Here is a 25,929-nt window from a genome sequence, read left to right as displayed (position 1 = left end):
TTAGATGAGAGTGTTATGAAAGATCGCCGGCTGCTACTGGTCACGTGAAATCTGCCTAAGCCCTGCATCTAAACGAGGATGAAGAAGACCTTCCTGACTGGGGTGAGGTTTTCCCATATTCCTTTGAAGCCAGCCGCTACAACGAAGCTATCCCCTGGGCCGAAGGTTCGAGAATCGCCCGCGACGTTGGTCAGCCGCACGCTGCCCTCGAGGATATGGCATAGCTCGTCGTAACCGCAGTCAATCCGTTCAAGATGGGCCTCGGCTTCCCAAATGCCCGCAGTCGCGCCCCTTTCGGCTTTCTGGAAGTGCCGCCAGCTGCGCGCCTGGTAAGGCCGATCGACCGCTGCCGGATCCGACGCGACAGTTTCACACGGTTCGATCGCGTCCTTGTCAAAGGGAATGACATGCTTAAGCGAAGCCATGCTTTACTCTTTCAGGAATCGAACCCGACGCCGAGCGTATCGAGCGCCTTGTTGAGCAGGGAACGTCGGCCGGTCTCGTCCTCGCGCGCCAGTCCACGTTGAGCCCAGCGAATACTCAGCCATCGAATAGGTTCGGGAGGAAACGGGAATGGTGGACGGCGCAGCATGGCTAGTCGAGTCCGTTCGCTATCACGCTTTCCAAGCAGATCGAGCACTGTCAGCGCGGCGAATCGGCTGGCTGACACACCTTGTCCGGTAAACCCCATGGCGTAGGCAACGCGATCGCCACAAGCCAGTCCCGCAAAGAAGGTGGTCCGCGCGGAGGTGTCGATGATGCCGCCCCATGCATGTGTAAATGGCACATGGGCGAGGGCTGGCAATGCGGTTGCGAAGTTCTTTGCCAGACGAGCAAGACTTTGGCTTTGTCTGAGGAAGACTTCGTCTCGACGCGAGCCAAAGTGATAGACCGCATCAAAGCCGCCCCAAAGGATGCGATTGTCGGCGGTCTTGCGAACATAGTGGAACTGGTTTCCGCAATCGGCTACGCCGTGCCGGCCGGTCCAACCGATCGACGCCAACTCGTCATTGTCGAGAGGTCGCGTCACCAGAGCATAATCGAAAATCGGAATGATCGCGTTGCGCAGGCGGCTAAGGAGCGGAGGCGCAGCATTTGTTGCCAGCACCACATGTCGGGCGCGAATGATCCCACCCGCCGTCCCTAACTCTATTGCGCCTTGCACCACGCGCAATGCGCTAGCGGTCGTGCCTTCATGAATTTCGATCGATTTCGCCAGCGCAACGCGCCGCAGCTCGGCCACCATCTTCCCCGGATTGAGCAAGGCATAGTTTGGTTCGTAAAGCCCGGCTGGATAAACTGGCGAATCGAATTTTTCGCGCAAGCGGTCTCCAGTGAGGATTTGGCAGTCTATGCCGAACCTTCGATAGTTGCGGGCCCAGGACTGGAGACTTTCCACCTGCCAGGGCTTGGCTGCTACGTTCAGCTTGCCTTTCCGTTCGAACTCGGCATCGATGCCGAATTCGCCCAGATCGGCCTCAAACTCGTCGAGATTGACCCTACCCAGGCGCACCAGCGCCTCAGCCTCCTTTGGCCAGCGCTTGAGTGCATTGCCGACGCCATGTGAAATCGAGGGTGCGCAAAAACCGCCATTGCGCCCAGACGCTCCATCGCCGCAACGACCTTGCTCAATCAGGATGATGCGGTCTTGTGGCCGTTGACGTCGTGCCTCAAGAGCGGTCCAGAGTCCGGTAAATCCGCCGCCGACAATTGCTAGATCGCACTTTACGTCGGCCGCCAGGGGAGGGCAGGACGGCTGCGTCACCACGGTGTCGTGCCAGAAAACGCGCCGGTCAGCTGTGGACAGATTGTCGGCCACTGTAATCTCCTCAGGGCCCGATGTGAGCCCATTCAGCGTCGACACATGACGTTGGTGGTGGTGGTGAAAATTTGTTGGACTTCATCTGTAGTGGCGTGTTCTGCTCATCGAATTTTCCTTTGCCGATCGATATTGCGTGAACGAGAATTCCGCACAGGCATCACTTGGCTGTGGCTGCCGCGGCTTGAGGTCGTGGCCGGCCCGCTGAGTCGGCGGAAGCTGAAGTCCGACACCGGCGTGCCAAAGCCGAGTGTTTATTGCCCGGCCAGAATCCGGGCCTTCAGCCAATCCACGTCGTGTTTCGCGCGCTGCTCGGCCTGCGGCATGAAACCCAGCGGATCCTTGAGACTCTCCGGAAGGCCCGCGAAGCCCTCGATTGCCGAATGCACGCTGAATGCCGCATAAGCCGGATTGTAGCCTCCTTCCTGGACGACAAGCAGCCGCCCTGCGCAGAGTTCATCGGCCAGTGCCCGTGCGCGCGACGCCAAGGCGTGGAAGCCTGACATGGTAACGAGCTGCCTGCCATTGGGATCGAACTGACCTGCGTCGACGCCATTTGCAATGATCAGCATTTGAGGTTCGAAGGCCCGCAGTCGCGGAGCCACGATCTCATCGAATGCGCCGAGATATGTCGTATCCGTCGACCCCATCGGCAGTGGGACATTGAGATTGAAGCCCGCACCCGCACCAGTGCCTGTTTCGTCCACGCCACCGGTCTCGGGGTGAGTTGGGCCCCATGCGCCGTGGTCCATGTGCATGGATACCGTCAGCACGTCGGCGCGATCATAGAAGCCAGCTTGGGTGCCATTGCCGTGATGGACATCCCAATCGACGATCGCCACGCGCGCTGTGCCATTCGCGACGGCATCTTCCGCCGCGATGCCGACATGGTTGAAGAAGCAGTAGCCGTCGGCCATCGCGCGCCCCGCGTGATGACCGGGTGGACGGACCAGTGCAAAGGCCGGTGAGCCCGTCACACGAACGTGGCGGCCAGCATCGAGTGTTGCCCCGGCAGCGGCAAGTAGGGCGGGCCAGGCGCCGGGTCTGAGCAACGTTGTCGCGGTAAAACGCCGGCCCTCGTGGGCGGCCCGCTTCACCTCGGCAACATAGGTTTCTTCATGGAAGCGGATCAGATCCGCTTCCAGTGCATGTGTGCTGGTTCGCCAGCGCAACTGCTGCGCGACCGGTCCGCGCTGCAGGACGGACTTCATGTTGCGGATGCGGTCTGGGCCCTCCGGGTGTGCAATCTGAACAGAGAGCAACGGGCTCTCCGGTGCTTCAAAAAAGCCAAATCCGGTATCGTGGAACAGCACATCGTCGTTCCAGAAAACGTCCATCGCGGGTGCCTGTGACATCGCGGTTTAACCCAGGATGGTCAAGGTCGGTGGAAGCTCGGATAGGCTGACGGAGCCCGCTTCGGTGCAAAGCACCGTATCGCCGAGCTTGAGGCCAAAACCTTCGTCGTAAAGCGACAAGTTAGGCTCCATCGAGAACGACATGTTTGGCTCGAACACATGGTCGTCGGCCTCGTCCAGCATCATGGCTTCGAGCCAGGAAGGCGGATAGGCAAGACCCAAGCTGTAGCCGATACGATGGACGCGGGTCTTGGCGAGGCCCATGCGGTTGAGGACCTTGTTGCATGCCGCGTTCGTACCGCCAACCGGCTGGCCGGGCTTGGCGGCGTCCATCGCCGCGTTGAAGGATTCCGTCAGCAGGTCCGAGACCTCTCTGACCCGCGGCGAAGGATTGCCCACCACTGCGGTGCGCATCAAAATGCTGTGGTAGCGATTGCAAACCCCGGCGAGTTCAACGAGGACGACATCGCCGACGCTGACCACTTGGCGATGCGGCATGGCATGCGTCATGGTACTGCGACGGCCGGTTGCCACCATCGGTGAGATTGCGCTGTACTCGCTGCCGGCCTCGCCGAGTGCCATTGCAATCTCGCCGGCAATCTCCACTTCGGAACGACCAGGCCGGATCGCTTCGAAAGCCCGCTTCATGGCGTAGTCGGCCATGCGCGCGGCCGAGCGCTGATACTCGATCTCTTGTGGTGATTTGATGAGGCGCTCTTCGGCAACGGCCGTCGAAGCATCCACCAATGTCGCATCAGGCAGATATTTCTGCAGCCGGAGGAACTGATCGGGCGAGAAGGTGAAGGCATGGGTCTCGACACCGATACGGCCCTTGCCATGGCCGGCGTCGATCAGGGCCTTGGCGACAAGCTCTAGCGGATCCTGGGTGGCAATATCGTAGAAGACCGCATCTTCGATCGCCGAGAGTTCGTGAACGCAAGGCATTTCTGAAGTGCGGGTGAAGAACAGCGCCGGCTGGACCTTTTCGGAGACAATAAGCGCCTGGTACCAGAGGAAGCCAAGGCTATCGAAACCGGTCAGATAATTGATGTTATCCGGGAAGTTGACGATCAGAGCATCAAGCTCTTTTTTCTTGATGCGGGCACGCAGCTTCTTTTGCCGGTCGCGGTAGGTGGCCAATGAAAATGCAGTCAACATAGTGGTTCTCCTGGTCTTTCGAATTAACGCTTGGTCGGAAGCATGGCGCGGGCGATGAGAGCGATGGTCGTGATGATGATCATGATGACGGATACGGAAGCGATGACCGGATTGATGTCGAAGCGCAGTCCATCCCAGATGCGCTTCGGAAGCGTCATCACATTCAGGCCCGAAATGAACAACGTGACTGCAACCTCATCCCACGAGATCACGAAGGACAGGAATGCCGCACCGAAAATTCCGGATCTCACATTCGGCAGCAGTATGTGCCAGAGCGTGGTCGAGGTGCTCGCGCCAAGCGAACGGGAAGCGCGCTCCAGTGACCGGCTCAGCCGTGCGAACGCCACCAGCATGGTAATGACTGCGTAAGGCAAGGCTACGATGCAATGCCCGACGACGAGACCGGCGTAGCTGTCGAGAATGCCGAGCCGCGCTTCGAGATAATAGACAATCATGGCGGACACGACTTGTGGCGCGACGATCGGGACCAGCGCGATCGTGACATAGACAGGCGTCCAGCGGCTGTTCATCAGCCAAAGTCCGCTGGCCATGGCCACCGACAGCAGCGTGCAGGAAATCGCGGTGAGGGTAGCGACGATGATGCTGTCCACCCCTGAACCGATCCATTTGGGATCGGTGAACAACGCCACATAGTGTCGCAAGGACAACGCCCTGCTCGGGAACGAGAGAAAGCTCGTTGGCGTAAGCGACAACGGAATGATGACGATGAGCGGCAGCAGAAGAAAGGTAATGACCAGCAGGATTCCGGCCCAACTCGCGAACTTTCTCACGACGCGGTATCCATGAGTCGGCGGATCCCGACGATCTTGATCAGCGCCAACATGAGGGCCACCACGACCACCATGAGGATGCCGCTGAGCGCCGCGCCGAGACCCCAGTTGGAGAGTTGGAACATTTGCAGGTAGATGTACTCTGCCACCATGACCACGCGACCGCCGCCAAGAACCGCAGGTGTCACGAAGAAACCAAGGCTGAAGATGAAGACAATGATCGTTGCCGCCAGCACCCCCGAGCTAGACAGAGGCGCGAGGATGTCTTTGAAGCCTCTCCAGAAACCGGCGCCAAGGCTGCGCGATGCCTGAAGAAGCCGGTTGTCGATATGCTGCAGCGACGAAAAGATCGGCAGCACCGCATAGGGCACCAGAAAGTGAATCATGCCAATCATGACGCCGAGTTCGTTTCGCGCCAACGCCAGCGGCTCAGCGATCATTCCCGTCGACTGCAGAAACGTGTTTGCGAGACCGTTTGCGCGAAGGATCATGAGCCAGGCAAAGGCCCTTATTAGCGAGGAAAGCCAGAACGGGATAAGCACGCCAATGAGCACTACCCGCTTCTTCCATGGCGAGCCGAAACGAAGGTGATAGGCGAGGAAATACGCGATCGCGACGCTGATCAGCGTGACTGCGACACAGATCCTTAGCGTGCGTAGAAGAATGGAAACAACGAGCGGATCCGTTGCGATCTGCCTGTAATTGCCGAAGCCAATGCCAGCAGGCGTGCTGATGCTCCAGGCAAGCACGCCAGCAAGCGGTAGAAGATAGGTCAGCACAAGCAAAGTCGGCAGCGGCAGGGCGAGCGAAAAGCCGAGCCAGCTCGCATCACGAGTAGCCATCAGATCGTTTCCATGGGAGACGCCGGCGGAACGCTCCGCCGGCTAGTTAAGAGAAGCGTTTAGCCGGAGATCAGCGCAGTGTACTTATCCAGCGCCTGGCCGTAGTTCTCGGCATACCACTTGTTGTCCATCAGCACCGATCGGTTGAAATTATCCGGCGCGGATGGACTGATCTTCTGCAACTCGGGCGACAGGAGCGCGTTGGCAGCCGGATTGACCGGGCCCATGCCGTTAACTTCCATCAGTTTTGCCTGGACTGCTGGATCCTGCGTCATGCGGATGAAGCGCATCGCGGCATCGCGTCCGGCCGGGTTGTTCTTGGGGACGAACCAAACGGATGGCGAAACAACGGCCTGATCGAACGTATAATCCACTTGGCCTGAGGTCTGCTTTTTGACCAGCTCGGCGCCCGTGTTCCACACCTGACCCATGGTTATTTCGCCGTCGCGCAGTAGCAGCTGGCTCTCAACTCCTGTCTCCCAATGCGTAAGGATATGCGGCTTCAACTCGGCGATCTTTGCCAAGGCCCGATCGAGGTTGAGCGGGTAGAGTTCCGCCGGCTTGACGCCGTCAGCAAGCAGCGCGATCTCGAGATTTGCGCTCATCCACTTATAGAGCGACCGTTTGCCTGGGTACTTTTTGACATCCCAGAAGTCGGCCCAGCTCTTCGGCGGATCGCCGCCGAACTTGCTGGCGTCGAAAGCGATGACATAGCTGTAGACATAGTTGGCAACGCCATAGTCGTGAACGTCCCCGAAGCCGACCAGCGTCTTATCGATGATGTTATAATCCAGCTTTTCGACAAGGTTGTCCTTGCCAAGACGATAAGACGAGTACATTTCGCCGTCGCAGACGTCCCAGCGCACCGCGCCGCTTTCCACCTGCGTTTTGACGGCGCCTTCGCTCGGTCCCCCGCCGTCGACAACCAGCTTGCCGGCGTTGAGCTTGCTCCATGGTTCTGCAAATGCCTGTTCGAACGCAGTCACCGAGTTACCGCCCCAGTTGGCGACGACCAACTGGTCGGCTCCAAAAGCCGAACGCGGGAGGATGGCTCCGGCGGCAGCCGCCGCCATGGCCGATATGCTGAATTGGCGACGTGTCATGTTCGGTAGTGTGAAATGCGATGTTCTCTCAGTCATTGCAAACCCCTCGGTTGTTATGTTTATGCGGTCGGTTACTTTGGAACCAGGTAGCCCGTCCCTTTGGGCCAGCTCAGCCAATAGCTGCGGCCATCCTCGAGGCCGGTGTTGCGGGCACGCTTCGTGCTGAGCCGGACTCGAAATTGCCTATCGGCCTGGTCCCCAAGCAGGGCCTCTACAGATGCGCCAAAATATGTCGAGCGGAGCAGTCGGACACTTATGGCGTTGAGCTGCGTGCCATTCACCGGGAGGGTGGCGTGCAGTTCAACGTCCTCGGGACGAACGCTGAGTTTGCTATCAGGCGCCGGCACGGCGTCTTGCGGACCGCGGCAGATGATTTCGGTATCGCCGTAGTGGGCATGATAGAGATTGGGATCGCCAACGGCCTTGACGCGAGTCACGTCGAGAAGATTGGTTTCGCCAACGAATTCCGCGACGAATGTCGTAGCGGGCTCTTCGTATATCTTGCTGGGCTCGGCGATCTGCTCGACTCTTCCCTTGTTGAAAACAGCAATGCGATCAGACAGGGAGAGAGCCTCATCCTGGTCGTGCGTGACGAAGACGAAAGCCGTTCCCAGTTCCTGATGTATGCGCGTCAATTCAGACTGCATTTCGCCGCGAAGGCGCCGGTCGAGCGCGGAAAACGGCTCATCCAAGAGGAGGAGGTTGGGGCCGAACACCAGTGCCCGGGCCAGGGCCACGCGTTGCTGTTGCCCACCCGATAAGCTCTGAATGCGACGATCCTCGTAGTGTCCGAGCCCGACCGTCGACAGCATGGCGCGGACTTTTCTCTCGCGCTCGGCCCGGGCGATTTTTCGGACGACAAGGGGATACGCAACGTTTTCGGCCACGCTCATGTGCGGGAAAAGGGCATAGCCTTGGAAAACCACACCGAAGCCACGCTTTTCCGGTGAAAGGCTCGTAAAGTCTTCGCCTCGATGCAATACGCGCCCTTCACTCGGCGCCTCGAAGCCGGCAAGACACATCAGCGTCGTGCTTTTGCCCGAGCCCGAAGGGCCCAGCAGGGTCAGGAACTCGCCTTGGCGCACATCAAGGTTGACGCTGCTCAGAGCTGTGAGCGCGCCAAACCTCTTGCTCACATCCTCCATCTGGATGAACGCGTTTTCGTCGCAGGCTGATGGGTGTTCCCGGAATGACATACGGTCCACTATCGACGTTTTTCTTGATCAGGAACGTAACTCCAATAATGAAATTGACGCAAATCAATAAATATAGCAAATTACGCCAATTAAATTGACGCGGATAAACAGATGCACAATGAGCTGCTCCACCTTTCGTCACTGCGAGCCTTCTTCTCTGTGGCCAAGCTTGGAGGTATTCCGGGGGCTGCGAGGGATTTGAACGTCACCCCTGGCGCGGTAAGGCACCACATAAGGACACTGGAGGAACAGCTTGGGACCCAACTGGTCGTGCGGAGCCGAAAGGAATTCTCTCTGACGGCATCCGGAGCGGCGTTCTTTGCCAAGCTCAGCAGAGCCTTTGAGGAAATTCAGAGCGCCTGCCGAACCGCCGCGAGCGACAGTTTCGAAGGGGAGCTGCATGTGTCCTGTGCACCGGGGCTTGCCGCATTGCGTCTGATGGGCATCCTCGATCGGTTTGCTGACAGATTTCCACTCGTGACAGTGCGGCTCTTTCCCATTGAACAGGCCAGCGAGGCCATGGACGTTGTCATTTCGTATGGCGAGCGGCCGATCCATGGGTCACGATACGCCATCCTGAAAAACGAACGCTATTTTGCGGTTTGCAGTCCCAACCTCTTCTATCGCAACGCCTTGCGTTCGCCGGCTGACCTGCAGAACCATGTACTGTTGCACTCCGATGATGGAGAAGACTGGCAAAGGTTGATCAGGACCAGTGCGGCAGGGCAGATATTGCCTCGACAGCATATGTACTTTCCGAATGCCTACCTGACCCTGCAGGGGGCCCGGGAGGACTGCGGGGTAGCTGTCGGCAGTTCGATCCTCTGCGCTGAGGATCTTCGCCGCGGCTCCCTGATCAAGGTTCTGGATCTCGAGATTCCAGCCCCATATCCCTATTTCGTCATACAACCGAGCGAAACAAAGCGGCCGATCGCGGAGGTCTTTTCCGCAATACTGGTGGAGCAGTTGGAAAACATTGGCTGAATCCGCGCCAACCAAGAGCCTGCTCCGTCAATAAGCAACGGTCGGTGCGAGACGATTGATCCACTGAATAATGCCAACCCACCCGGATTGAGCGGTTAGGCCTCTGTCTGTCAATGATCATGTGTGAAAACAAGGGGGGCCACTGCCATGATCACTGACAGAAAAATCGATGAGCTACGTCCGTGGAATTATTCGGCGTTGCATAGTAGTTCCAGGGACCACTGACGGCCCGAAGGGCTCGTTTACGCAACCCGTTTCAGAGCCGCGTCCCGTACGGTCGGCAGCATGTCTTCCGGCTCCGGGCGGCGGGTATAGTCCGGATTGACCTCTGCATAGAGAATGGTGCCATCCTGGCCGATCACGTATCTGGCCGGCATCGGCAGCGTCCAACTCGGGTCGTCGTTAAACGAGGGCAGATCGTTCTTCAGGCTCTTGTAGAGATCGATCAGGTAACCGGGAAGCTGGAAGCGCAAACCAAAGGCGGCGGCAACCTCGCCCCTCGCATCCGAAAGGATCGGGAAGGTAAGGCTGTTCTGGCGCACGGATTTGCGGCTGTTCGGCGCGGTCTGCGGCGAGATCGCCACCAGCGACGCGCCAAGCCTGTCGAATTCCGGTTTGGCGGCTTCGAGCGCCTGCAGGTCCATGTTGCAATACGGGCACCATACACCGCGATAAAAGCTCAATACGAGCGGGCCCTTCTTCAGCAATTCAGCAGAACTGACAGGCTTGCCTTTGGGATCGTTCAACGTGAAGACCGGAGCCATGTTTCCGGCTTTCAGGGCCCTTTCAGCGGCGCCGGAGGCGATGAGTTCCGCAGTGGCGCGGTGCATGGTTTCGATGACGGACGGCGGCACATTGTAGGGCGGCTTTCCTGCTTCGAAATCGGCCTTGAAGGCATCGAGCTTGGCCTGAAGTGTCATGGGAAACATCCTTTGATGAGCGGTTCGGGTTCGGGCGGTGGTCATGGCCAGCCGTTGACAGCCCAAAAATACTGGGCCCAACCTATTCCGGTAGCAGTGCCGAGTGAATAAGATGCATTCCGAGCTGGAATAAGGGCTGGGCCGCTCGTTTGAGGTCAGAACCGGTCGCAGCCACAAGAGACGGAGGGCGGATTGGACAGGCTAGCCGCAATGGAAACCTTCGTCCGCGTGGTTGAAACGGGCTCCTTTTCCGCGGCCGGGCGGCAGCTTCATCTTGGTCAACCGGCAATTTCGAAGACGATCGCGCAACTCGAGGATCGGCTCGGTGTCAAGCTGCTGCTGCGTTCCACGCGTGGCCTCACGGCGACTGAAGCGGGCGAGGGCTTCTATCAGCGGGCGAGGCGAGCCATCGAGGAAGCCGACGAGGCGGATCTCGCCGCGCGCGGCGCTGGCGCGGGGCTGACCGGGCGGCTTCGCATATGTGCGGCCCCCACTTTCGCCGGCTTGCATGTCATTCCGCATTTGCCGGAATTTCTTGCACAGCATCCGGACCTCGAAATGGAAGTGATGCTCGACGACAGGCTGATCGACCTGATCACAGAGGGCATCGATATCTGCCTGCGTATGGGCGAACTGCCGGATTCCAATCTTATGGCGCGCCGCATCGGTCAGGCACGGCGGCTGGTCATCGGTGCACCCGCCTATTTCGAGCAGGCAGGTATTCCGCGCATTCCGGGCGAGTTGATCGGCCACAAGAGCATTATCTACGGGCTCGGCTCCGGTCGCGATACCTGGATGTTCCGCAGGGACGGTGCGGAAATCTCCGTCACCGTGAAGGGGCGCCTGCGGGTTTCCGCCGCCGAGGGCGTGCGCGCTTCGGTTTTGGCAGGCATGGGGCTTGCCGTCGCATCCGAATGGATGTTTTCCCGCGAGCTCGCGTCTGGCGCGGTCCGGGCGGTGCTGACGGAATGGACGATTTCCCCTGTCGATCTCTGGGCAATCTTCCCAAGCGGTCGCGTGGCCAGTGCAAAGGCCCGGGCTTTCGCAGATTTCGTCGAGGGAAAGCTCCGCACCCCATCGCAGCCCATTCCTGGCGGGAATAGGTTGTAATCCTTCTCCATGGCTACAAGGCGGCCAGTGAAGCACGTAGTTTCTCTGGTGCCCGCTAACCACAGGAGAAGGTTTCATGTCCAGCTTTGCCAGCTACCAGAATGCTTTCCTGAACGCCCGCCTGACCCGTTCTGCAAGCGGCGTCCTCGAAGTTGCGCTTCATACCGATGGAGGCACGCTCGTTTTCAACGGGCACACGCACGAACAGTTCGTCGACCTCTTCCACGCGATCGGATCCGATCCGGAAACCCGTGTCGTCCTGACCGGCAGCGGCAATGCCTTCATGGAAACGATCAGCCCCGACGGTTTCGATTTCTTCAGTCCACGCGGCTATGACAAGATCTATCGCGAGGGCAAAAAGGTCCTCATGAACATCCTCGACATCGAGGTTCCGCTTATCGCCGCGGTAAACGGCCCTGTCCGGCTGCATTCGGAGTATATCCTGCTCGCCGACATCGTACTTGCAACGCCGTCGACGGTTTTCCAGGACAAGCCGCATTTCGACTTCGGCATCGTGCCGGGCGACGGGGTCAATCTGCTCTGGCCGGAAGTCATCGGCAGCATACGCGGCCGGTATTTCCTCCTCACCCGTCAGGAGCTGGATGTCGAAACCGCAAAAAATTGGGGCGCGGTCAATGAGATTGTGGCTTCCGACAAGTTGCTCGTCCGCGCCAGGGAAATCGCCGAACAACTTGCAGCCCTTCCGCCGCTGACCAGCCGCTACACACGCATTGCCCTGACGCAGAAGCTGCGCCGCATCGTCGATGACAGTGCCGGTTACGGCCTGGCGTTGGAAGGCATCAGCGCCGCCGATGTGGCGCGCTCGACGGCAGCCAAGGGTTGATCGGATTTAGGCGGCTTGGATTTGAGTTCCGTCAATTCAAATCGCCTAAGTCGCTAATTTTTTTAACTTGCGTCAATCGTATTCATCTCTAACTTCCCACCGGATTTCATCTGATAATTCGGAGGGAAGTTAATGATAGGACACGGCATAGGGAGCCCCTAATTCCTGAGAGAAGATGATGGTCTCGGCTGCCCAAGATCTTTGGCGCATGGGTCCGAGCACCGGGCGAGTTTGTAACGATCCGCCAGAACGAATTCTTCACCCCTACGGTAGCGCTTTCGAGGCCACCGCCGCGGATCTCTAAGCTTCACTGTTTCAGGCGTTCTGTCGTGCCACGCTGCCGCTGCTGCGGCCCGGCGTCATGGTGGGCTGCGTGCTTGCCTTCGTGATGTCGTTGAAGAGCGTCGTCATCACGGAGCACATCAAGTCAGCGGGCATGGAGGCGCTACATGCCAGCGCGCCGGAAAGCGGTGCTATTGCGGTCTTCGCCATTCTGTCGGTAGCGCTCATGACAGTCTGCTTGCTTCTGGAATCGGAAGAAATGGCTGGAGACAAGATTAACCAGGGAGAGAGAAAAATGAAGTTGAAAACGTTGGGTGCCGTCGCCGGCATGGCTTTGGCCGGTTCGGCCAGTACCGCGTTCACGGCCGGACAAATGGCTGACAAGATCACGCAACACCAACTGCTGGAGAAGGCAGCGGTGACTGGGCTGGTCGACAACAGCGCCTTCCTGCCTAGCCCTGCGGCAGGGCAGGCGCGGCATGACTTCGACGGAAGTCTCCAACTCGGCGAGATCGAGATGGGTACAGACCCGGCAGTCTTCAAAGCGCCGAAAGTATTGGGTAGAAATCCGAAGATCTTTCCTGGTGTCAGGTTGGCCTTTTTCACCAAAGATGGCGACTTGGTGCCGGTGGACCGCGACGTTATCCGTTTCGGATCGACCCCTGAGGGCACAAGCTACTGGGACATGATCGTGCAACCAGGACGCGTCTGGTCTGAACCTGGCGATGACCGATGGTCGCGCGCATCGTTCCCGTTTTCCCTGGTCAATTCGATAGAGGGCGAGACGCATCATGGCGTGGCGACGTTTCTTTATAACGACAAAGAGGTTTCCGACCTGCGGTTCCAAATTGTGCAGCAGACAACGCCTTACTATGTTCCAGACTACTTCACCGCGTGGGGCCGTGTCCCGGTGCGCTATATCCCCGGCGGGATTAGTGATCTCGCGCTGCTGCGTTCCAACTATGCTCAAGAACGCGCGGACCGCTTTCCGATGGCCGAATGGTCATCACTGGAGGCCAAGGTTGGCGCCGACAGGCTCGCCGATTTCGAAAGCGCAATGGCGCAGGATGAAGTTCTGGTCAGCGGCCTGATCGTCGACGGCACGCTCTATCTTAAGCCATGCAAGAGCGCAGCAGGTCCGCTGCCTTACTGTGACACCGCCGGATTCGGCGTCTGGTCAGTCACCAAGACATTGGCCAGCGCGGCCGCCCTATTGCGATTGGCGCAAAAATACGGGCCGGATGTGTTTTCAGCCAAGGTCGTGGACTATGTCGAAATCCCAGCCGCGCACAATGGCTGGCGCGATGTCACCTTCGCAGATCTGCTGAACATGGCAAGCGGCGTCGGATTCGGCACGAACAAGCGCGATCCGAACGACATTGGCGATGGTTACTTGGAAGGCAATTATTTCGAATGGACCGAAGCGCGTAGTTTGAAGGACAAGATCGAGGCGCTGGCTAAGACGCCGGATTTTCCGTGGGGCCCTGGTGAGGTCGTACGCTATCGAGACCAGGACATGTTTCTGCTTGGCGTTGCCATGGCGGAGTATCTGAAAAGAAAAGGCGGCAACGGCGATCTTTGGCAGATGCTGACGGACGAGGTCTATCGCCCGATCGGCATTCACCACGCGGCGACCAACCGCACGATCGAGAGCGACGGAAGCAAAGGTCATCCAATCATGGCTTTCGGCTATTACCCCAGCCTGAGCGACTTGGCCAAAATTGCGACGCTTTTCCAGAACAAGGGCCGACTTGGTAACAAGCAGATTCTCTACGAGCCGATGATCGAAACGATGCTGGCCGGCGCGAAAGACCGCGGACTGCCGACTGGCGAACATAATGCTTATGGCGAGGGCCGATATTACATGTCGTTGCGGTATGCCCGCTATGACGCGGCCGAGAACTGCAAGCTTTATCTGCCGGCGATGCTTGGATATGGCGGCAACATCGTCGCGCTGATGCCCAACGGCATGATCGGTATTCGTCTCGCTAAGAACTGGGACGGCAACGCGGCCCGCTCCGACTATACCGGCATGGCGAATGTGGCCAATCGTTTGGAGTCGTTCTGCAAGTGACCTGATGCCGTGCGCAGAAGCGACGCGGCGAAACACTCGCGCCGTTTCCGCAAACACCGTTGCGCCGACGATCTTTGGCTCGATCAGTTGACTGCACGAACTTCGCCTACGAGTTCGGCCCTGTTCCAGCAAAGGGCGATACGTTGGAGTCGAACTACCACTCCATGCCTCCCAATTCGTTACCACACGCTTTATTGCAAGGGGCGAGCAGGGGGGCGGCTATTCACGGCTACAAATCGGACTAATGGGTTACCTGTTGAGAACCTAGGCTGACCGTCGCCATTCTAGGGCAAATGCAAGCTCGTTTTTTAACGTGGATGTTGGGAAAAGCGAGTTACACTAGGCGATTGGCGAAACCCGAAGGAAGCGGAAAACTGCGTTCGACATCGCGGTAGCACCACGGAAGCAACTGAAGGGAGGTTGTGCATCATCGCGATCAACCTCACAGGTACCTTTCTTGTGCATGCAGGCGGAGATCGCTCATTTCCTTGAACAGGATGGTGGCGCCATTGTGAACATGGCGTCGACCGCGGGTGTCCAGCCCATCCGATGCGGGCGGCTTATTCCGCCTCGAAGCACGGAATCATCGGACTGACCCGCAGCGCAGCCGTCGAATATGCAACCCGGGCACCGCATCAACGCTGTCGCACCGGGCCCAATCCGCACCGCCTCCAGCGTTGGCCTTCCACCCGAAGTGATCGCCACCATCGCTGCGAAGACTGCCATGGGTCGGCAAGGAAGACCGGAAGAGGTAGCCAGCGTGGTAGCACTCCTGCTTTCCGACGAGGCATCGTTCGTCACCGGCTCGGTTTACGAAGGAGCGGACCAGGTTCGACTGAAGATGGCAAGGGCGAGCGCGCACCTCGGTCCGGGTTCAGAACGCAACGACTCCAGCAGAGCGAGGGCTGGGAGTTAGTGATGGCGCCTGGCGGCAGCGACAATGCTGTCGGTTCAGACAAGGTGCTTTATGAGTGCTTTTACGGCAATGGATGGTGTAACCGTGCGCGCCTGCAGTGCCGTCGCCTCAATCTGATCCAGGCGACTTTCAGGAAGGATTGGGACAAGATTTCCCTCCGCGATCGGGACGTCGGCCAGATACCCGGGCAACAGGGCTATACCCAGACCTGCGCATGCCGCATCGCGGGTTACATGCATGTTGCTGGTACTGATTTTCCATGGGATGCGTATCGACTGACTGTCGATCGTCCAGTGATCGAGATCCGTACGCGTAAGGATGCCACGGTGGCTGGCAAGCTCCGCCACCGTCCGAGGTGTTCCGGCGCGATCGAGATAGTCGGGCGAGGCGACCAGCTTCCTGTCGACATGCCCGAGCCGACGCCTTAGCAGATCGCTGTCGCCAAGCTGGCCAATTCGTATCACAAGGTCGAAGCCGCCGGCGATTACGTTCACGCGCTCGTCGCTAAGGTGCAGGTCGATGCGTACCTCCGGATAGCGCTGCAGAAACGTGAAGAGTTTCGGCGCCAGGACATGCTGGCCGTAAGCAACAGGGGCTGCGATCTTTAGCGTTCCACTTGGGACCGCATGTTCCGCAAGCGCCTCGACCTGGGCCTGCTCGGCATCGTGAACGATCGGACGGATCCGCTCAAAGTAACGCCGGCCGGTATCGGTGAGACTGAGCGCGCGCGTCGAGCGCAGGAGCAGCGGCGCCCCCATGCGCTGCTCCATCAGCGCAAGCTGGCGACTGACCGTCGCCTTGGGAAGACCGAGCAAACGGCCGGCGGCGCTCAAGGAGCCGCACTCCACGATTTTTACGAAGAGGGCCATGCCGGAGAGGTCAACAGCGTCAGTCATCGTTCCGAATGTAAGACGCTGGAGTTCCAAATGCCAGTCTACTGTTCCACTCGGCGCGGATCCAAATTCCGTTCACCGTAAACATCTATCCACAGGAGCAAAACAGCAATGACTACGAACAGCTATACAAAGTCCCGGTTCACTAAAGACAACGCGGCACTTCTGCTGATCGACCATCAGTCGGGAATCTTGCAGCTGGTGCATGACTATTCACCGGCCGAATACCGCAACAATGTTCTGGGGCTCGCGAAGCTCGGCAAAGCCTTCAAGCTGCCTACCATCCTGACCACGAGCCTTGACCAAGGTCCAAACGGCCCGTTTATCCCAGAGGTGCTGAGCATGTTCCCCGATGCCCCGCTGATTCGGCGGCAAGGGATCATCAGTGCGTGGGATGATCCTGAATTCCTGGCCGCGGTCGAGAAAACCGGCCGCAAGAACCTGATCATGGCCGGTGTCACCGTCGATGTATGCCTTGCCTTCCCCGCCATGCAGGCGGTCGAGGCGGGCTACAATGTGTATGGCGTGGTTGACGCCTCTGGCGGGAGTGACGAGACCCTTCGCGGCCTCGCCATTGCCAGAATGCAGGATCACGGGGTCACCCCCATCAACTGGACAACCGTTGGATTCGAGCTGCAGCGCGACTGGAGGCTGCCGACCGCCCAGGAATTCGGGCCGGTCGTCCGCGATCACTATCATAGCTACAGCCTGTTGATGGACAGCTTCGAGGCCCAGACCGCAAACGCTGCCAGGAAGGCTTCCTAGCTCCTCCCGCACTGTTCCTGACAGTCGACTGCGCCCGATCCCACGCTCAAGATCGGGCGCAGCGCCAGGAACCAAAGAGGGATTCCGGCATGAACGCTCGTCGACTGTTTTCCTGTGTCTCGCTGCGACTGCTCCGCATACTCGTCAGTTCGCCGTTTTGGATAAGCGGGCTGAGCAAGCTAGGCGATTGGAATAGCGCGATTTCGGAGATGACATACTTCCATCTGTCGCCGCCAGCACCTTATGCAGCAGCGACGATCCTGGTCCAAATCCTCGGAAGCGCCATGTTGATCGTCGGTCCTTGTAAATGGCTTGGCGCCATCGCGCTGAGTGGCTTCGCCGCGCTGACAATTCCGGTCGCCCACGACTTTTGGAATCAGGTGGGCGCCGACCGCGCGATCTCTTTGGATTTCGCCATCGAACACATGGCGGTCATCGGTGGATTGCTGGCAGTGGCGAGGCTGGCGGCGGAGAGCAGGTCTCCTGGCGGTCAATAAGAACCGCACGAGTGCCCGCAAGGACCAGCGCTCGTCGTGGGCGGCTCGCATGCGATTCGCGTGCCCTTCCAATGGCGCATCGACACGAACTGACCCCGCTTTATGAATCTCGATCCAGAAGGCAGTCGATGAAGGCCCGCAATGCCGGCGTTGGTGAGTGGCGATTCGAATAGTAGAGGAAGAGGCCGGGAAAGGTCGGCGACCAATCCACCAGGACTCGTTGGAGGCGTCCTTCCTCGATTGAACGCACAATGCGATGATCATTGAAGGTGTAGAGGATGCCGAGACCCTGAAGCGCGCCATCCAGCACCACCTCCTGCATGTTCGAGGTCAACGGTCCGTCGACCGACATCTCGAACGCCTTTCCATCCTTCTCGAACTCCCAACGATAGACCGCGCCGCTGCCGGGGTAGCGCCAGTTGATACAAGCATGGGCGTGCAGGTCCGCCGGTGTGTTCGGAATCCCTCGCGTACTCAGATAGTCGGGCGACGCGACGGCCATCATCTCCATGTCCGGCGTCAGCCGAACGGCCACGACGTCCTTTTCGAGCCGCTCGCCGGCGCGGATGCCGGCGTCGAAGCGCCCGGCGACGATGTCGCTGAGGCTGTCATCGGAGACGACGTCCAGCACCACGTCCGGATAGCCCCTGTGAAAATGCCCGAGCCTGGGCGCGATCAGCATGGTCGCAGCGTAGCCAGGCGCATTGATGCGCAGCAGGCCGGCCACGCGGCCGGTCGCGTCGACCGCTTCGGTCACCGCCGACTCCAGTTCCAGCATGACTGGCGTAAGCCGCTCGTAGAGTTTCTGGCCGACCGCGGTCGGCGCCACGCTTCGTGTCGTGCGGTTAAGAAGCCTTGCGCCGAGACGGCTTTCGAGCAGGCGTATGGTCTGGCTGAGAGCGGACGAGGACATGCCGAGATGGCTGGCTGCGCGGGCAAAGCTTCCATGCTCGACGATGGCGGCAAATGCCTTCAACTCGGCGAAGTCGGATCCTCTCATTATGCATCAATCTCTAACTAGCCTATCAGGATTATAGCGGATTAACTTATTGGCGGCGACGGTTCATTTTTACTCCGGACAACTTCACCCGTTCCTGGAGATTAACCCATGACCCAATCACTTGACCTTGTTACCTATCGCCTGCTCGGCCGCTCCGGCCTGCGCGTCTCCCCGCTTGCGCTGGGAACCATGACCTTCGGCTCCGATTGGGGCTGGGGGGCAGAACAGGACGAGGCTCAGCGCATATTCGACGCGTATGTCGACCGCGGCGGCAACTTCGTCGATACCGCCAACGCCTACACCAACGGTTCCTCCGAGCGCCTTGTCGGTGAATTCGCCGCAGGCAAGCGCGACCGGCTGGTGATCTCGACCAAATATACGATGGCGACGCGTCCCGGCGATCCGAACTCGGGCGGCAACCATCGCAAGAGCATGATCGCTTCGGTCGAGGAAAGCCTGCGCCGGCTGAAGAGCGACTATATCGACCTGCTTTATGTCCATCAGTGGGAAGGGCTGACCCCGGTCGAAGAGATCCTGCGCGGGCTCGACGATCTCGTCCGCCAAGGCAAAGTGCTCTATCTCGGCCTCTCGGATATTCCCGCCTGGCAGGCGTCAAGGATGCAGGCAATCGCCGACCTGCGCGGCTGGACGCCGTTCGTCGCGTTGCAGAGCGAATACAGTCTGGCCGAACGCACCTCGGAACGCGACCTGATCCCGATGGCCAACGAGATGGGTATGGGCTTCATGCCCTGGGCGCCACTTGCCAATGGCGTGCTGTCGGGCAAATACAGCCGCGCCGATCTCGGCGCTTCGCAGACCGGCATCGCGGGGTCGCGCAAGGCGGTTGCCGGCGCCCACGGCTCCCTGTCGGAGCGCAGCCTTGCGATCGCCGATGTCATCGGCGAGATCGCGCGGGAAGTCGATCGCTCATCAGCGCAGATTGCGCTCGCCTGGGTCATGGCCAATCCCGGGGTGACGGCTCTGCTGCTCGGCGCTCGGACGCTGCAGCAACTGGAAAACAATCTCGGCGCCCTCGACGTCACCTTGAGCGCCGAACAGATAACACGGCTGGATGCGGTGAGCGCCATCGAGCTCGGTTTTCCGTACAACCTGCTGCACGGCCCATTCCTTCGCGCGGCGGTCAGCGGAGGGGCACATTTCCCGGAGCGAAGCTGGTAGCGAACGGTGCTTCGCAAGCCGACCACTCCGGCAACTCGCCTGCCGCTGGTTGCCGCGTGGTCGGGTGCCGAATGATTGTCGGTATCCAGCGCCCGGCGACGGTGCCCGATGCTTCATTCGCAACGGCGGCGTCAGCGTGGGCGTGATTGGGCGAGGCCAAGCTCACGGAGTTGGCGGCAGTTTTTCTGGGATCTATGTCGTTTCGATCGTCGGATCGTCCCCTTAGGCTGCGAATGCCTCAAGCCGTCAAGGTTCGGCGCCAACCCTCGATGTCACACGGAGAACCTCGATGGCGACCTATTCAGACAGCTTGTGTGCGTCATGATCGGGAGGGCAAGAATCCGTCCGCGGACGATCGCCGTCGTCGTCGCCATGATGGCGGCCGCTTCACCGTCTCTTGCGGAAGGGAACGCCGATCGCGGCAAGACGATCTTCAACAGATGCACCGCCTGCCACTCCGTGACGGGTCAGGACAAGGTTGGCCCGCATCTCAACGGAATCGTGGGCCGCAAAGCCGGATCGGTCGCCGGCGCCCATTATTCCAAGGCTTTGGTGAACGCGTCCATCACCTGGGACGACGCTTCTCTGGATGCTTTCCTCACTGCTCCGGCAAAATTCGTACCCGGCACTTCCATGACCGTCTCAGTGCCGAACAAAACGGACCGCGACGATCTCATCGCATACTTGAAATCGCTGCAGTGACCGATTGTTCTGCGGGGCGTTGGCGGCGATCGTAACGATGATCGTTAGCCGTGCGGTCACCCAGCCTTCATCCCACACGACCTCCACCGCAACATTGATGCGCTCCGGCGAAGTGCAAAGCAGTGCCACGGCAGCGGCTGCGCCAGCGGCAATCGGCAGAGCCGTCGAACGGCAACCGCGCCAATGGCGGTTTTTCTGGGATTTATGTCATTTCGATCGTCGGCATCGCCTCGTAAGCTCCAAATGCTTCAAGCCGTCAAGGCTCGGCGCCAACCCTCGACGTCACACGACGGAGAACCTCGATGGCGACATACAAGATCACGGTGAACGGGCAGCGCCGGGACGTAACCGTTGATCCGTCGACCCCTCTGCTCTGGGTTCTGCGCGAAGACCTGAAGCTGACAGGCACCAAATACGGTTGCGGCATCGGCTTGTGCGGCGCCTGCACCGTGCACCTTGCCGGCGAAGCGACCCGCTCCTGCGGCTTGCCGGTCTCGGAAGTGGGAGACCAGGAGGTGGTGACGATCGAAGGCATCGGCGTCGATCGTGTCGGTCGCACTGTGCAGGAGGCCTGGGTGAAGAAGGATGTCGTGCAGTGCGGCTATTGCCAGAGCGGCCAGATCATGGCCGCCGTGGCGCTCCTCAAGGCAACGCCCCGGCCGTCGCAAGCCGACATCGAGGGATCGATGACGAATCTATGCCGCTGCGCCACTTACGTGCGCATCCGCGCTGCCATCCAGGACGCCTCAACACGGTTGATCTAGCAAGGAGCCGGACCATGCGGTTCGCATACCAGCCTGACAAGGGTCATTTGAGCCGCCGCACCTTCCTGCGCGCATCGGCAGTTGCCGCGGGCGGACTATTGGTTTCGCTGCACTTCGATTTTCCCGCGCTCGCGCAGAACGCCGAGGCGCTACCAGCCCCACCCGACGCATATATTCACATCAAGCCCGACGGGCGGATCGTGATCGCTGTGCGGCACATCGAGATGGGGCAGGGCGTGCTCACATCACTGCCGATGATCGTCGCCGAAGAGCTCGATGCGGACTGGTCCCAAGTAAGCGCCGAGCTTGCCCCGGCGGGAGATGCCTACAAGGCGCCGCCGCTCGGGATACAGAGCACGAGCGGTTCGTGGTCCGTGCGCTATGGCTATCAGCAGCACCGCGAGTTCGGCGCTCGGATCCGCGCGATGCTGGTGGGCGCCGCCGCCGATCGATGGAAGGTGCGCCCAGACGAGTGCCGCACGGAGGCGGGCGTGGTCCGTGGTCCAGGCGGCCAGTCGGCAGGCTATAGCGAACTCGCGGACGATGCTGCGCGCAGGCCCATGCCGGAGCAAGTTGTCTTGAAGAACCCTGGCGACTTCCGGATTATCGGGAAGTCGACGCGTCGCATGGACAGCCGCCCGAAGACGGACGGGTCGCAAAAATTCGCGCTCGACATCGACCTTCCGGGCATGAAGATCGCCCTCATCGCACGGCCACCGGTATTCGGGGCGAGGGTCAAGGCGTTCGACGCGCAGGCGGTCCGCTCGATGGAGGGTGTGCGGGACGTGTTTGAAATTCCCCTCGTCAAAGGGAGCGCCGTGGCCGTGGTCGCGGATCGGTTCTGGAGCGCGAAACAGGCGCGGGACCAGCTCAAGATCGACTGGGATTTCTCCAGCGTAGAGCGCGCCGACAGCCAGGAACTGCGCGCCAGGTATCAGGCCCTCGCCAAAACGCGGGGAACCGTCGCTCTCAGCCGAGGCGACAAGACCGCGCTTTCCAAGACCACGCCTTCCCAACACCTTGTGGCGGAATACGAACTTCCATATCTGGCCGCTGCCGCGCTCGAATGCCTGAACATGACGCTTCGCTACGACGGCGACCGTGCGGAGGCATGGATTCCGTCTCAGTTTGCCACGCTTGACCAAGGCGTGCTCGCCCAGGCGCTGGGACTGGATCCCAGCCAAGTCACGCTGCACGTGGTCTTTGCCGGCGGCGGATTCGGCCGGCGCAGCCCGCTCGACGGCCCGGTGCCTTTCGAGGCGGCGGCCATCGCGAAGCGCCTGCGCGGCACGCCGATCAAGCTGATGTACACGCGCGAGGACGACATGCGGAGCGGCTACTACCGTCCCATGACGACCCATCGCGTCGAAATCGGCATCGGGGGCGATGGGATGCCGTGGGCCTGGCAACACGTGGCCGTTGGCCAATCTTTCATCATCGGAACGGCGATGGAAAAGACTTTCATCAAGGATGGCGTTGATCCGCTCGTCATCGAGGGAGCGGTGAACAACAAATACCGCATCCCGAACTTTGAGGTGTCGGTACACCATCCGGCGGTGAGCGTGCCTGTCTATACCCTGCGCTCTGTCGGGCATTCACAGAACACCTTTGTCATGGAGACCCTGATCGATGAGCTCGCCGTTCGCGCCAAGGCCGATCCCTTCGCCTACAGGCTGAAGCTTCTCGATCCCGAGGCCACAAAGGTCCGCGATGCGTTAACCCTGCTCGAGGAGAAGAGTCGTTGGCGAAATAACCTTGCCTCCGGCCGTGCCGCCGGCATCGCTTGCGCGGATTATTGGGACACGGGTATCGCCTGCGCGGCCGAGGTCTCGGTCGTCGACAACCGCCCACGGGTCCACCGCGTCACCGTTGCCATCGCCTGCGGGCTGCCGGTGAATCCGCTTTCCATCGAAGCGCAGTGCCAAGGCGCGATCGGCTTCGGTCTCACTCAGCTCATGTCCGCCATCACCCTCAAGGACGGCGAGGTTGAGCAGTCGAACTTCGATGGATTTCGGCCGCCTTACATGTCCGACGCTCCGGCGGCGATCGATGTGTATATCGTGCCAAGCAACGACGCTCCTCTGGGTGTAGGCGAACCCGCCACCCCCGTCATTTCGCCGGCGGTAGTTAACGCGTTGGCGAGCCTCACCGGAAAGCGATACCGTATCCTCCCGATCGATGATGTCTGAAGCGTCAGTTTTGCTCCACGCGCGAGACAACTGACGGCAAACAACGCCATAGTGTCATGGCTGGGCAAGTCTTGTCGGCAGTCGGAATGAAGAGTGGCGGGGGGATTTAATCGTGGCGGCCTTTTCGGGTTTGCCGAGAGGTCATTGGGGCTGCCATGCCGGATGGCATCAATGGTTCTTGCGCTGCCAAACTGGGTTTTCTCGATTCGGTCCAGCGGCGGGCATTTCGGTGCTTCCGCTTTGTGCGTCCTTGTTTGCTGGCCGGGACAGAGCCGCGGGCTTCACTGTTCAAACGCCGTAACGTTCGGTGCGGATAATTCTTGCAGGGACGCCTGCATCGATCATCGCCTGGCTGGCGGCCGTTACGAACGCGTTGGACCCGCAGACAAAGGCGACGCCCGGCGGGCTGGGGAAGTATGCTATTGATTGTGCCACCATCGCCAAGTCGATCCGCCGGGAATGGTCAGCAGGGCGGCGGGCGCCCTCCCGCGTCAGCGCGAGCGCCAGGCTGAAGCCGTCGCCGCGGCGGTCGAGTTCGATCAGCTCGTCGCGGAAGACCACTTCGTCCCAAGTCCGCGCAGAATAGACCAAGACGACTGGCACCTTCGAGCTAAGAGCGGCGCGATGGCGGGCCATCGACGCCAAGGGAACGACGCCGGAGCCGCCACCCACAAGCAGGATCGGTCCTTGGTCACCCTCCGGCCAGACGAAGTGTCCGCCGAGCGGCCCGCGGACCTCGATCTCATCGCCGACCGCCGCCACATCATGGAAGAACGGTGACACCTCACCGTCATCAAGCCTCTCGATCGCGACCTCGACCTGCTCGCCAGCCTCAGGCGCGGAGGCAATGGAATAGGAGCGTCGCGCCTCGTAGCCGTCGGGCGCGGTCAGCTTGACGTCGATGTGCTGGCCCGCGCGATAGGCGAATGGCTGCAACGGCTGGAGGAAGAAGCTGACGACCCGGGGCGTACGCCTCAAAATGCGAGCGATTGTCGCCGTTTGCCAAGGCGACTGCGGCGCGGTGCCTTCGCTCACGGGTCGTTCGTGTAGCGCTGCTCGCGCCATGGGTCGCCGTAGATGTGGTAACCTCGCAATTCCCAGAATCCGGGCTCGTCACGCTCAGTGAACTGCAGGCCGTTCACCCACTTCGCCGACTTCCAGAAGTAGAGATGCGGCACCAGCAGCCGCGCCGGCCCCCCGTGGTCCGCCGTGATCGGCTTTCCCTCATAGAGCAGGGCGACCATAGCCTTGCCCACAACCAGGTCTTTGGTCGGCACGTTTGTTGAATACCCGTCGAAGGAGTGCGCGAGCGTGAAGGCGGTCGGCGGCTCGACGCCCGCGTCGGCGAGGATGTCGTCGACGAGGACGCCCTGCCAAGGTGTGTCGAACTTGGTCCAAGACGTCACGCAGTGGATGTCGCGAGTCATCTTCGTCACAGGCAGGGCGCTGAACTCCGCCCAACTCCACTTCTTGATGGGCCGCGGCCCGTGCTTGAGCGTGAACGACCAGTCCTCGGTGCGGACCCTCGGTGTTGGCCCGGCCGACAGGACGGGGAATCCGTGCTCGAGGTGTTGCCCGGGGGGTATGCGTGCGTCCCCAGCCGGCGGCCGGCGTCCTGAAAACCCGCGTGTGACCATCTTGGCGTTGCCTTTCATCGGGCCTTGGTGACCTCGCTTGGAATCATCCTCCAAAGAAGCAATGTCGAGCAACAAAAAAACGCTCGAGGCAGGTTTCGTTACGCTCGGCAGGACACACATGACTTGTCGCCGAACATTACGACCGCGATAAGCTGGGTGCTGTTTGCTGAGCATCGCCGATTCCGGCTTGCTTGCTTAGCGATCAAGTCAGGCGAGGGAAATGCCGCGGCCGAGTAAACCCAGGAGCCCGGCAAGCCTGACGATGGCGCTAAAGACCCGGACCCGCAGTCGTCCTGGATTTAGGTGATGCCATATCCCGGCGAGCAATTTCACAAGATCAGTCATGGGAAAACGATTTGTCGCCCGTTGTGCACTGTGCGGTGAGTTACGGCTCAGTACCCCGCGAACACGTCATTCCGCGGAGCTTGTATCCGCCTTCTAAGGCAACGAGCCGTATCCAGCGCATCGTGATCCCTACCTGCGGCCCGTGCATATTGGAACGGCCGACGATGACGTTCATCTGCGGACCGTTGTCAGCATCGCCGGGACCACCAAACGCCGCGGTATCGAGCTTTGGGACGGTCCTATCCGCCGTGGCTTGGGCCTGGGCGACCCGCCCAGGCGAGCTGCCGACATGAGCTTTTTACTGCTGGGGAAACGTTGACTGTCCAGGGCGCTTCGACGATGGGTTCATACATAGCGACATGCTGGTTCACGACGGCAAATCCGAGAGCCTGCGCCCACCCCGCTCAGGTCGACGCGGTCTCCTTGCCCGGCTGCATGGACGTGATGTTGCCGCTACTCGTCCGAGCGCGCCTGATTGATCAGATTTTATAATCGACGGCGCGGAGGCTTTCATCCGCGCCGCCATCCACGCTAATTGATAGAACGGCAGCTTCTACAAGCTTC

The 25,929-nt window shown here is 60.1% G+C and carries 24 protein-coding genes; 11 read left to right on the top strand and 13 right to left on the bottom strand.

Annotated elements, in window-relative coordinates:
• Positions 1-68: 68 nt before the first annotated feature.
• The 8 genes from FJ958_RS25260 to FJ958_RS25225 form a co-directional block, all read right to left on the bottom strand.
• Positions 69-425: a cupin domain-containing protein gene (locus FJ958_RS25260; RefSeq protein WP_140746695.1), complete on the bottom strand. Its 357-nt coding sequence runs from the start codon at positions 423-425 to the stop codon at positions 69-71.
• Positions 426-436: 11 nt separating this feature from the next.
• Positions 437-1,819 (bottom strand): FAD-dependent oxidoreductase, encoded by a 1,383-nt coding sequence (locus FJ958_RS25255; protein ID WP_246679752.1) that lies wholly within the window; start codon positions 1,817-1,819, stop codon positions 437-439.
• Between the two features lie 254 nt (positions 1,820-2,073).
• A complete protein-coding gene (locus FJ958_RS25250) occupies positions 2,074-3,156 on the bottom strand; it encodes a hypothetical protein (RefSeq protein ID WP_140746692.1) in 1,083 nt (360 codons plus the stop codon).
• Positions 3,157-3,180: 24 nt separating this feature from the next.
• The gene (locus tag FJ958_RS25245) at positions 3,181-4,332 is read right to left on the bottom strand and encodes a Xaa-Pro peptidase family protein (protein WP_140746689.1); all 1,152 of its coding nucleotides are present in this window, start codon (positions 4,330-4,332) and stop codon (positions 3,181-3,183) included.
• Positions 4,333-4,355: 23 nt separating this feature from the next.
• Complete coding sequence (locus tag FJ958_RS25240) at positions 4,356-5,123, bottom strand: ABC transporter permease (protein ID WP_140746686.1); 768 nt, start codon at positions 5,121-5,123, stop codon at positions 4,356-4,358.
• On the bottom strand, positions 5,120-5,965 hold the full coding sequence (locus tag FJ958_RS25235) for an ABC transporter permease (RefSeq protein WP_140746683.1): 846 nt from the start codon (positions 5,963-5,965) through the stop codon (positions 5,120-5,122). The genes FJ958_RS25240 and FJ958_RS25235 overlap by 4 nt, the downstream gene beginning before the upstream one ends.
• Before the next feature lie 59 nt (positions 5,966-6,024).
• Positions 6,025-7,038: an ABC transporter substrate-binding protein gene (locus FJ958_RS25230; RefSeq protein ID WP_210243474.1), complete on the bottom strand. Its 1,014-nt coding sequence runs from the start codon at positions 7,036-7,038 to the stop codon at positions 6,025-6,027.
• A 101-nt stretch (positions 7,039-7,139) separates the two neighbouring features.
• Positions 7,140-8,264 carry an ABC transporter ATP-binding protein gene (locus FJ958_RS25225; RefSeq protein WP_246679754.1) on the bottom strand — a complete coding sequence of 375 codons (1,125 nt, stop codon included), beginning with the start codon at positions 8,262-8,264 and terminating at the stop codon, positions 7,140-7,142.
• A 111-nt stretch (positions 8,265-8,375) separates the two neighbouring features.
• On the opposite strand from FJ958_RS25225, the gene FJ958_RS25220 reads away from it, so the two are divergent.
• Complete coding sequence (locus FJ958_RS25220; RefSeq protein WP_140746680.1) at positions 8,376-9,248, top strand: LysR substrate-binding domain-containing protein; 873 nt, start codon at positions 8,376-8,378, stop codon at positions 9,246-9,248.
• Between the two features lie 242 nt (positions 9,249-9,490).
• Here FJ958_RS25220 and FJ958_RS25215 read toward each other — a convergent pair whose 3' ends face one another.
• Positions 9,491-10,168, bottom strand: coding sequence for a peroxiredoxin-like family protein (locus FJ958_RS25215; RefSeq protein WP_140746677.1), 678 nt, complete (start codon positions 10,166-10,168; stop codon positions 9,491-9,493).
• Positions 10,169-10,378: 210 nt separating this feature from the next.
• Between FJ958_RS25215 and FJ958_RS25210 the strand changes: the two genes are divergently transcribed.
• The 4 genes from FJ958_RS25210 to FJ958_RS32485 all read left to right on the top strand — a co-directional run bounded on the left by FJ958_RS25210 (position 10,379) and on the right by FJ958_RS32485 (position 15,394).
• Positions 10,379-11,278: a LysR family transcriptional regulator gene (locus tag FJ958_RS25210; RefSeq protein WP_246679751.1), complete on the top strand. Its 900-nt coding sequence runs from the start codon at positions 10,379-10,381 to the stop codon at positions 11,276-11,278.
• Positions 11,279-11,354: 76 nt separating this feature from the next.
• Positions 11,355-12,122 carry an enoyl-CoA hydratase/isomerase family protein gene (locus tag FJ958_RS25205; RefSeq protein ID WP_140746672.1) on the top strand — a complete coding sequence of 256 codons (768 nt, stop codon included), beginning with the start codon at positions 11,355-11,357 and terminating at the stop codon, positions 12,120-12,122.
• Between the two features lie 373 nt (positions 12,123-12,495).
• Entirely contained in the window at positions 12,496-14,478 is a 1,983-nt protein-coding gene (locus FJ958_RS25200) for a serine hydrolase (protein ID WP_181176516.1), read from the top strand.
• 616 nt (positions 14,479-15,094) lie between these two features.
• Positions 15,095-15,394 carry an SDR family oxidoreductase gene (locus tag FJ958_RS32485; protein WP_140746666.1) on the top strand — a complete coding sequence of 100 codons (300 nt, stop codon included), beginning with the start codon at positions 15,095-15,097 and terminating at the stop codon, positions 15,392-15,394.
• A gap of 35 nt (positions 15,395-15,429) precedes the next feature.
• On the opposite strand, the gene FJ958_RS25190 is transcribed toward FJ958_RS32485, so the two are convergent.
• Positions 15,430-16,290, bottom strand: coding sequence for a LysR family transcriptional regulator (locus tag FJ958_RS25190; RefSeq protein WP_140746663.1), 861 nt, complete (start codon positions 16,288-16,290; stop codon positions 15,430-15,432).
• 108 nt (positions 16,291-16,398) lie between these two features.
• On the opposite strand from FJ958_RS25190, the gene FJ958_RS25185 reads away from it, so the two are divergent.
• A complete protein-coding gene (locus tag FJ958_RS25185; RefSeq protein WP_140746660.1) occupies positions 16,399-17,052 on the top strand; it encodes an isochorismatase family protein in 654 nt (217 codons plus the stop codon).
• 89 nt (positions 17,053-17,141) lie between these two features.
• Positions 17,142-17,549, top strand: coding sequence for a DoxX family protein (locus FJ958_RS25180; RefSeq protein ID WP_140746657.1), 408 nt, complete (start codon positions 17,142-17,144; stop codon positions 17,547-17,549).
• 100 nt (positions 17,550-17,649) lie between these two features.
• Here the strand turns inward: FJ958_RS25180 and FJ958_RS25175 are convergent, their stop codons facing one another.
• Positions 17,650-18,549, bottom strand: coding sequence for a LysR family transcriptional regulator (locus FJ958_RS25175; RefSeq protein ID WP_140746655.1), 900 nt, complete (start codon positions 18,547-18,549; stop codon positions 17,650-17,652).
• Between the two features lie 108 nt (positions 18,550-18,657).
• Here FJ958_RS25175 and FJ958_RS25170 point away from each other — a divergent pair, with 108 nt between their 5' ends.
• From FJ958_RS25170 to FJ958_RS25155, 4 genes are all read left to right on the top strand, one after another.
• Positions 18,658-19,728 carry an aldo/keto reductase gene (locus FJ958_RS25170; RefSeq protein ID WP_140746652.1) on the top strand — a complete coding sequence of 357 codons (1,071 nt, stop codon included), beginning with the start codon at positions 18,658-18,660 and terminating at the stop codon, positions 19,726-19,728.
• Positions 19,729-20,049: 321 nt separating this feature from the next.
• Positions 20,050-20,430, top strand: a complete 381-nt coding sequence (locus FJ958_RS25165; RefSeq protein ID WP_181176515.1) for a cytochrome c family protein — start codon at positions 20,050-20,052, stop codon at positions 20,428-20,430.
• Positions 20,431-20,732: 302 nt separating this feature from the next.
• Complete coding sequence (locus FJ958_RS25160) at positions 20,733-21,194, top strand: (2Fe-2S)-binding protein (protein ID WP_140746650.1); 462 nt, start codon at positions 20,733-20,735, stop codon at positions 21,192-21,194.
• Positions 21,195-21,208: 14 nt separating this feature from the next.
• Entirely contained in the window at positions 21,209-23,383 is a 2,175-nt protein-coding gene (locus tag FJ958_RS25155) for a molybdopterin cofactor-binding domain-containing protein (protein WP_181176514.1), read from the top strand.
• A 288-nt stretch (positions 23,384-23,671) separates the two neighbouring features.
• Here the strand turns inward: FJ958_RS25155 and FJ958_RS25150 are convergent, their stop codons facing one another.
• Both FJ958_RS25150 and FJ958_RS25145 read right to left on the bottom strand, forming a co-directional pair.
• On the bottom strand, positions 23,672-24,418 hold the full coding sequence (locus FJ958_RS25150) for a ferredoxin reductase (RefSeq protein WP_140746646.1): 747 nt from the start codon (positions 24,416-24,418) through the stop codon (positions 23,672-23,674).
• Positions 24,415-25,020, bottom strand: coding sequence for a sulfite oxidase-like oxidoreductase (locus FJ958_RS25145; RefSeq protein ID WP_140746759.1), 606 nt, complete (start codon positions 25,018-25,020; stop codon positions 24,415-24,417). Before FJ958_RS25145 ends, FJ958_RS25150 begins: the two co-directional genes overlap by 4 nt.
• Between the last annotated feature and the right edge of the window lie 909 nt (positions 25,021-25,929).

The organism is Mesorhizobium sp. B2-3-5 (assembly GCF_006442395.1).
In the GTDB taxonomy this organism is placed as follows: domain Bacteria; phylum Pseudomonadota; class Alphaproteobacteria; order Rhizobiales; family Rhizobiaceae; genus Mesorhizobium.
This window is presented reverse-complemented; position numbering and strand designations above follow the sequence as displayed.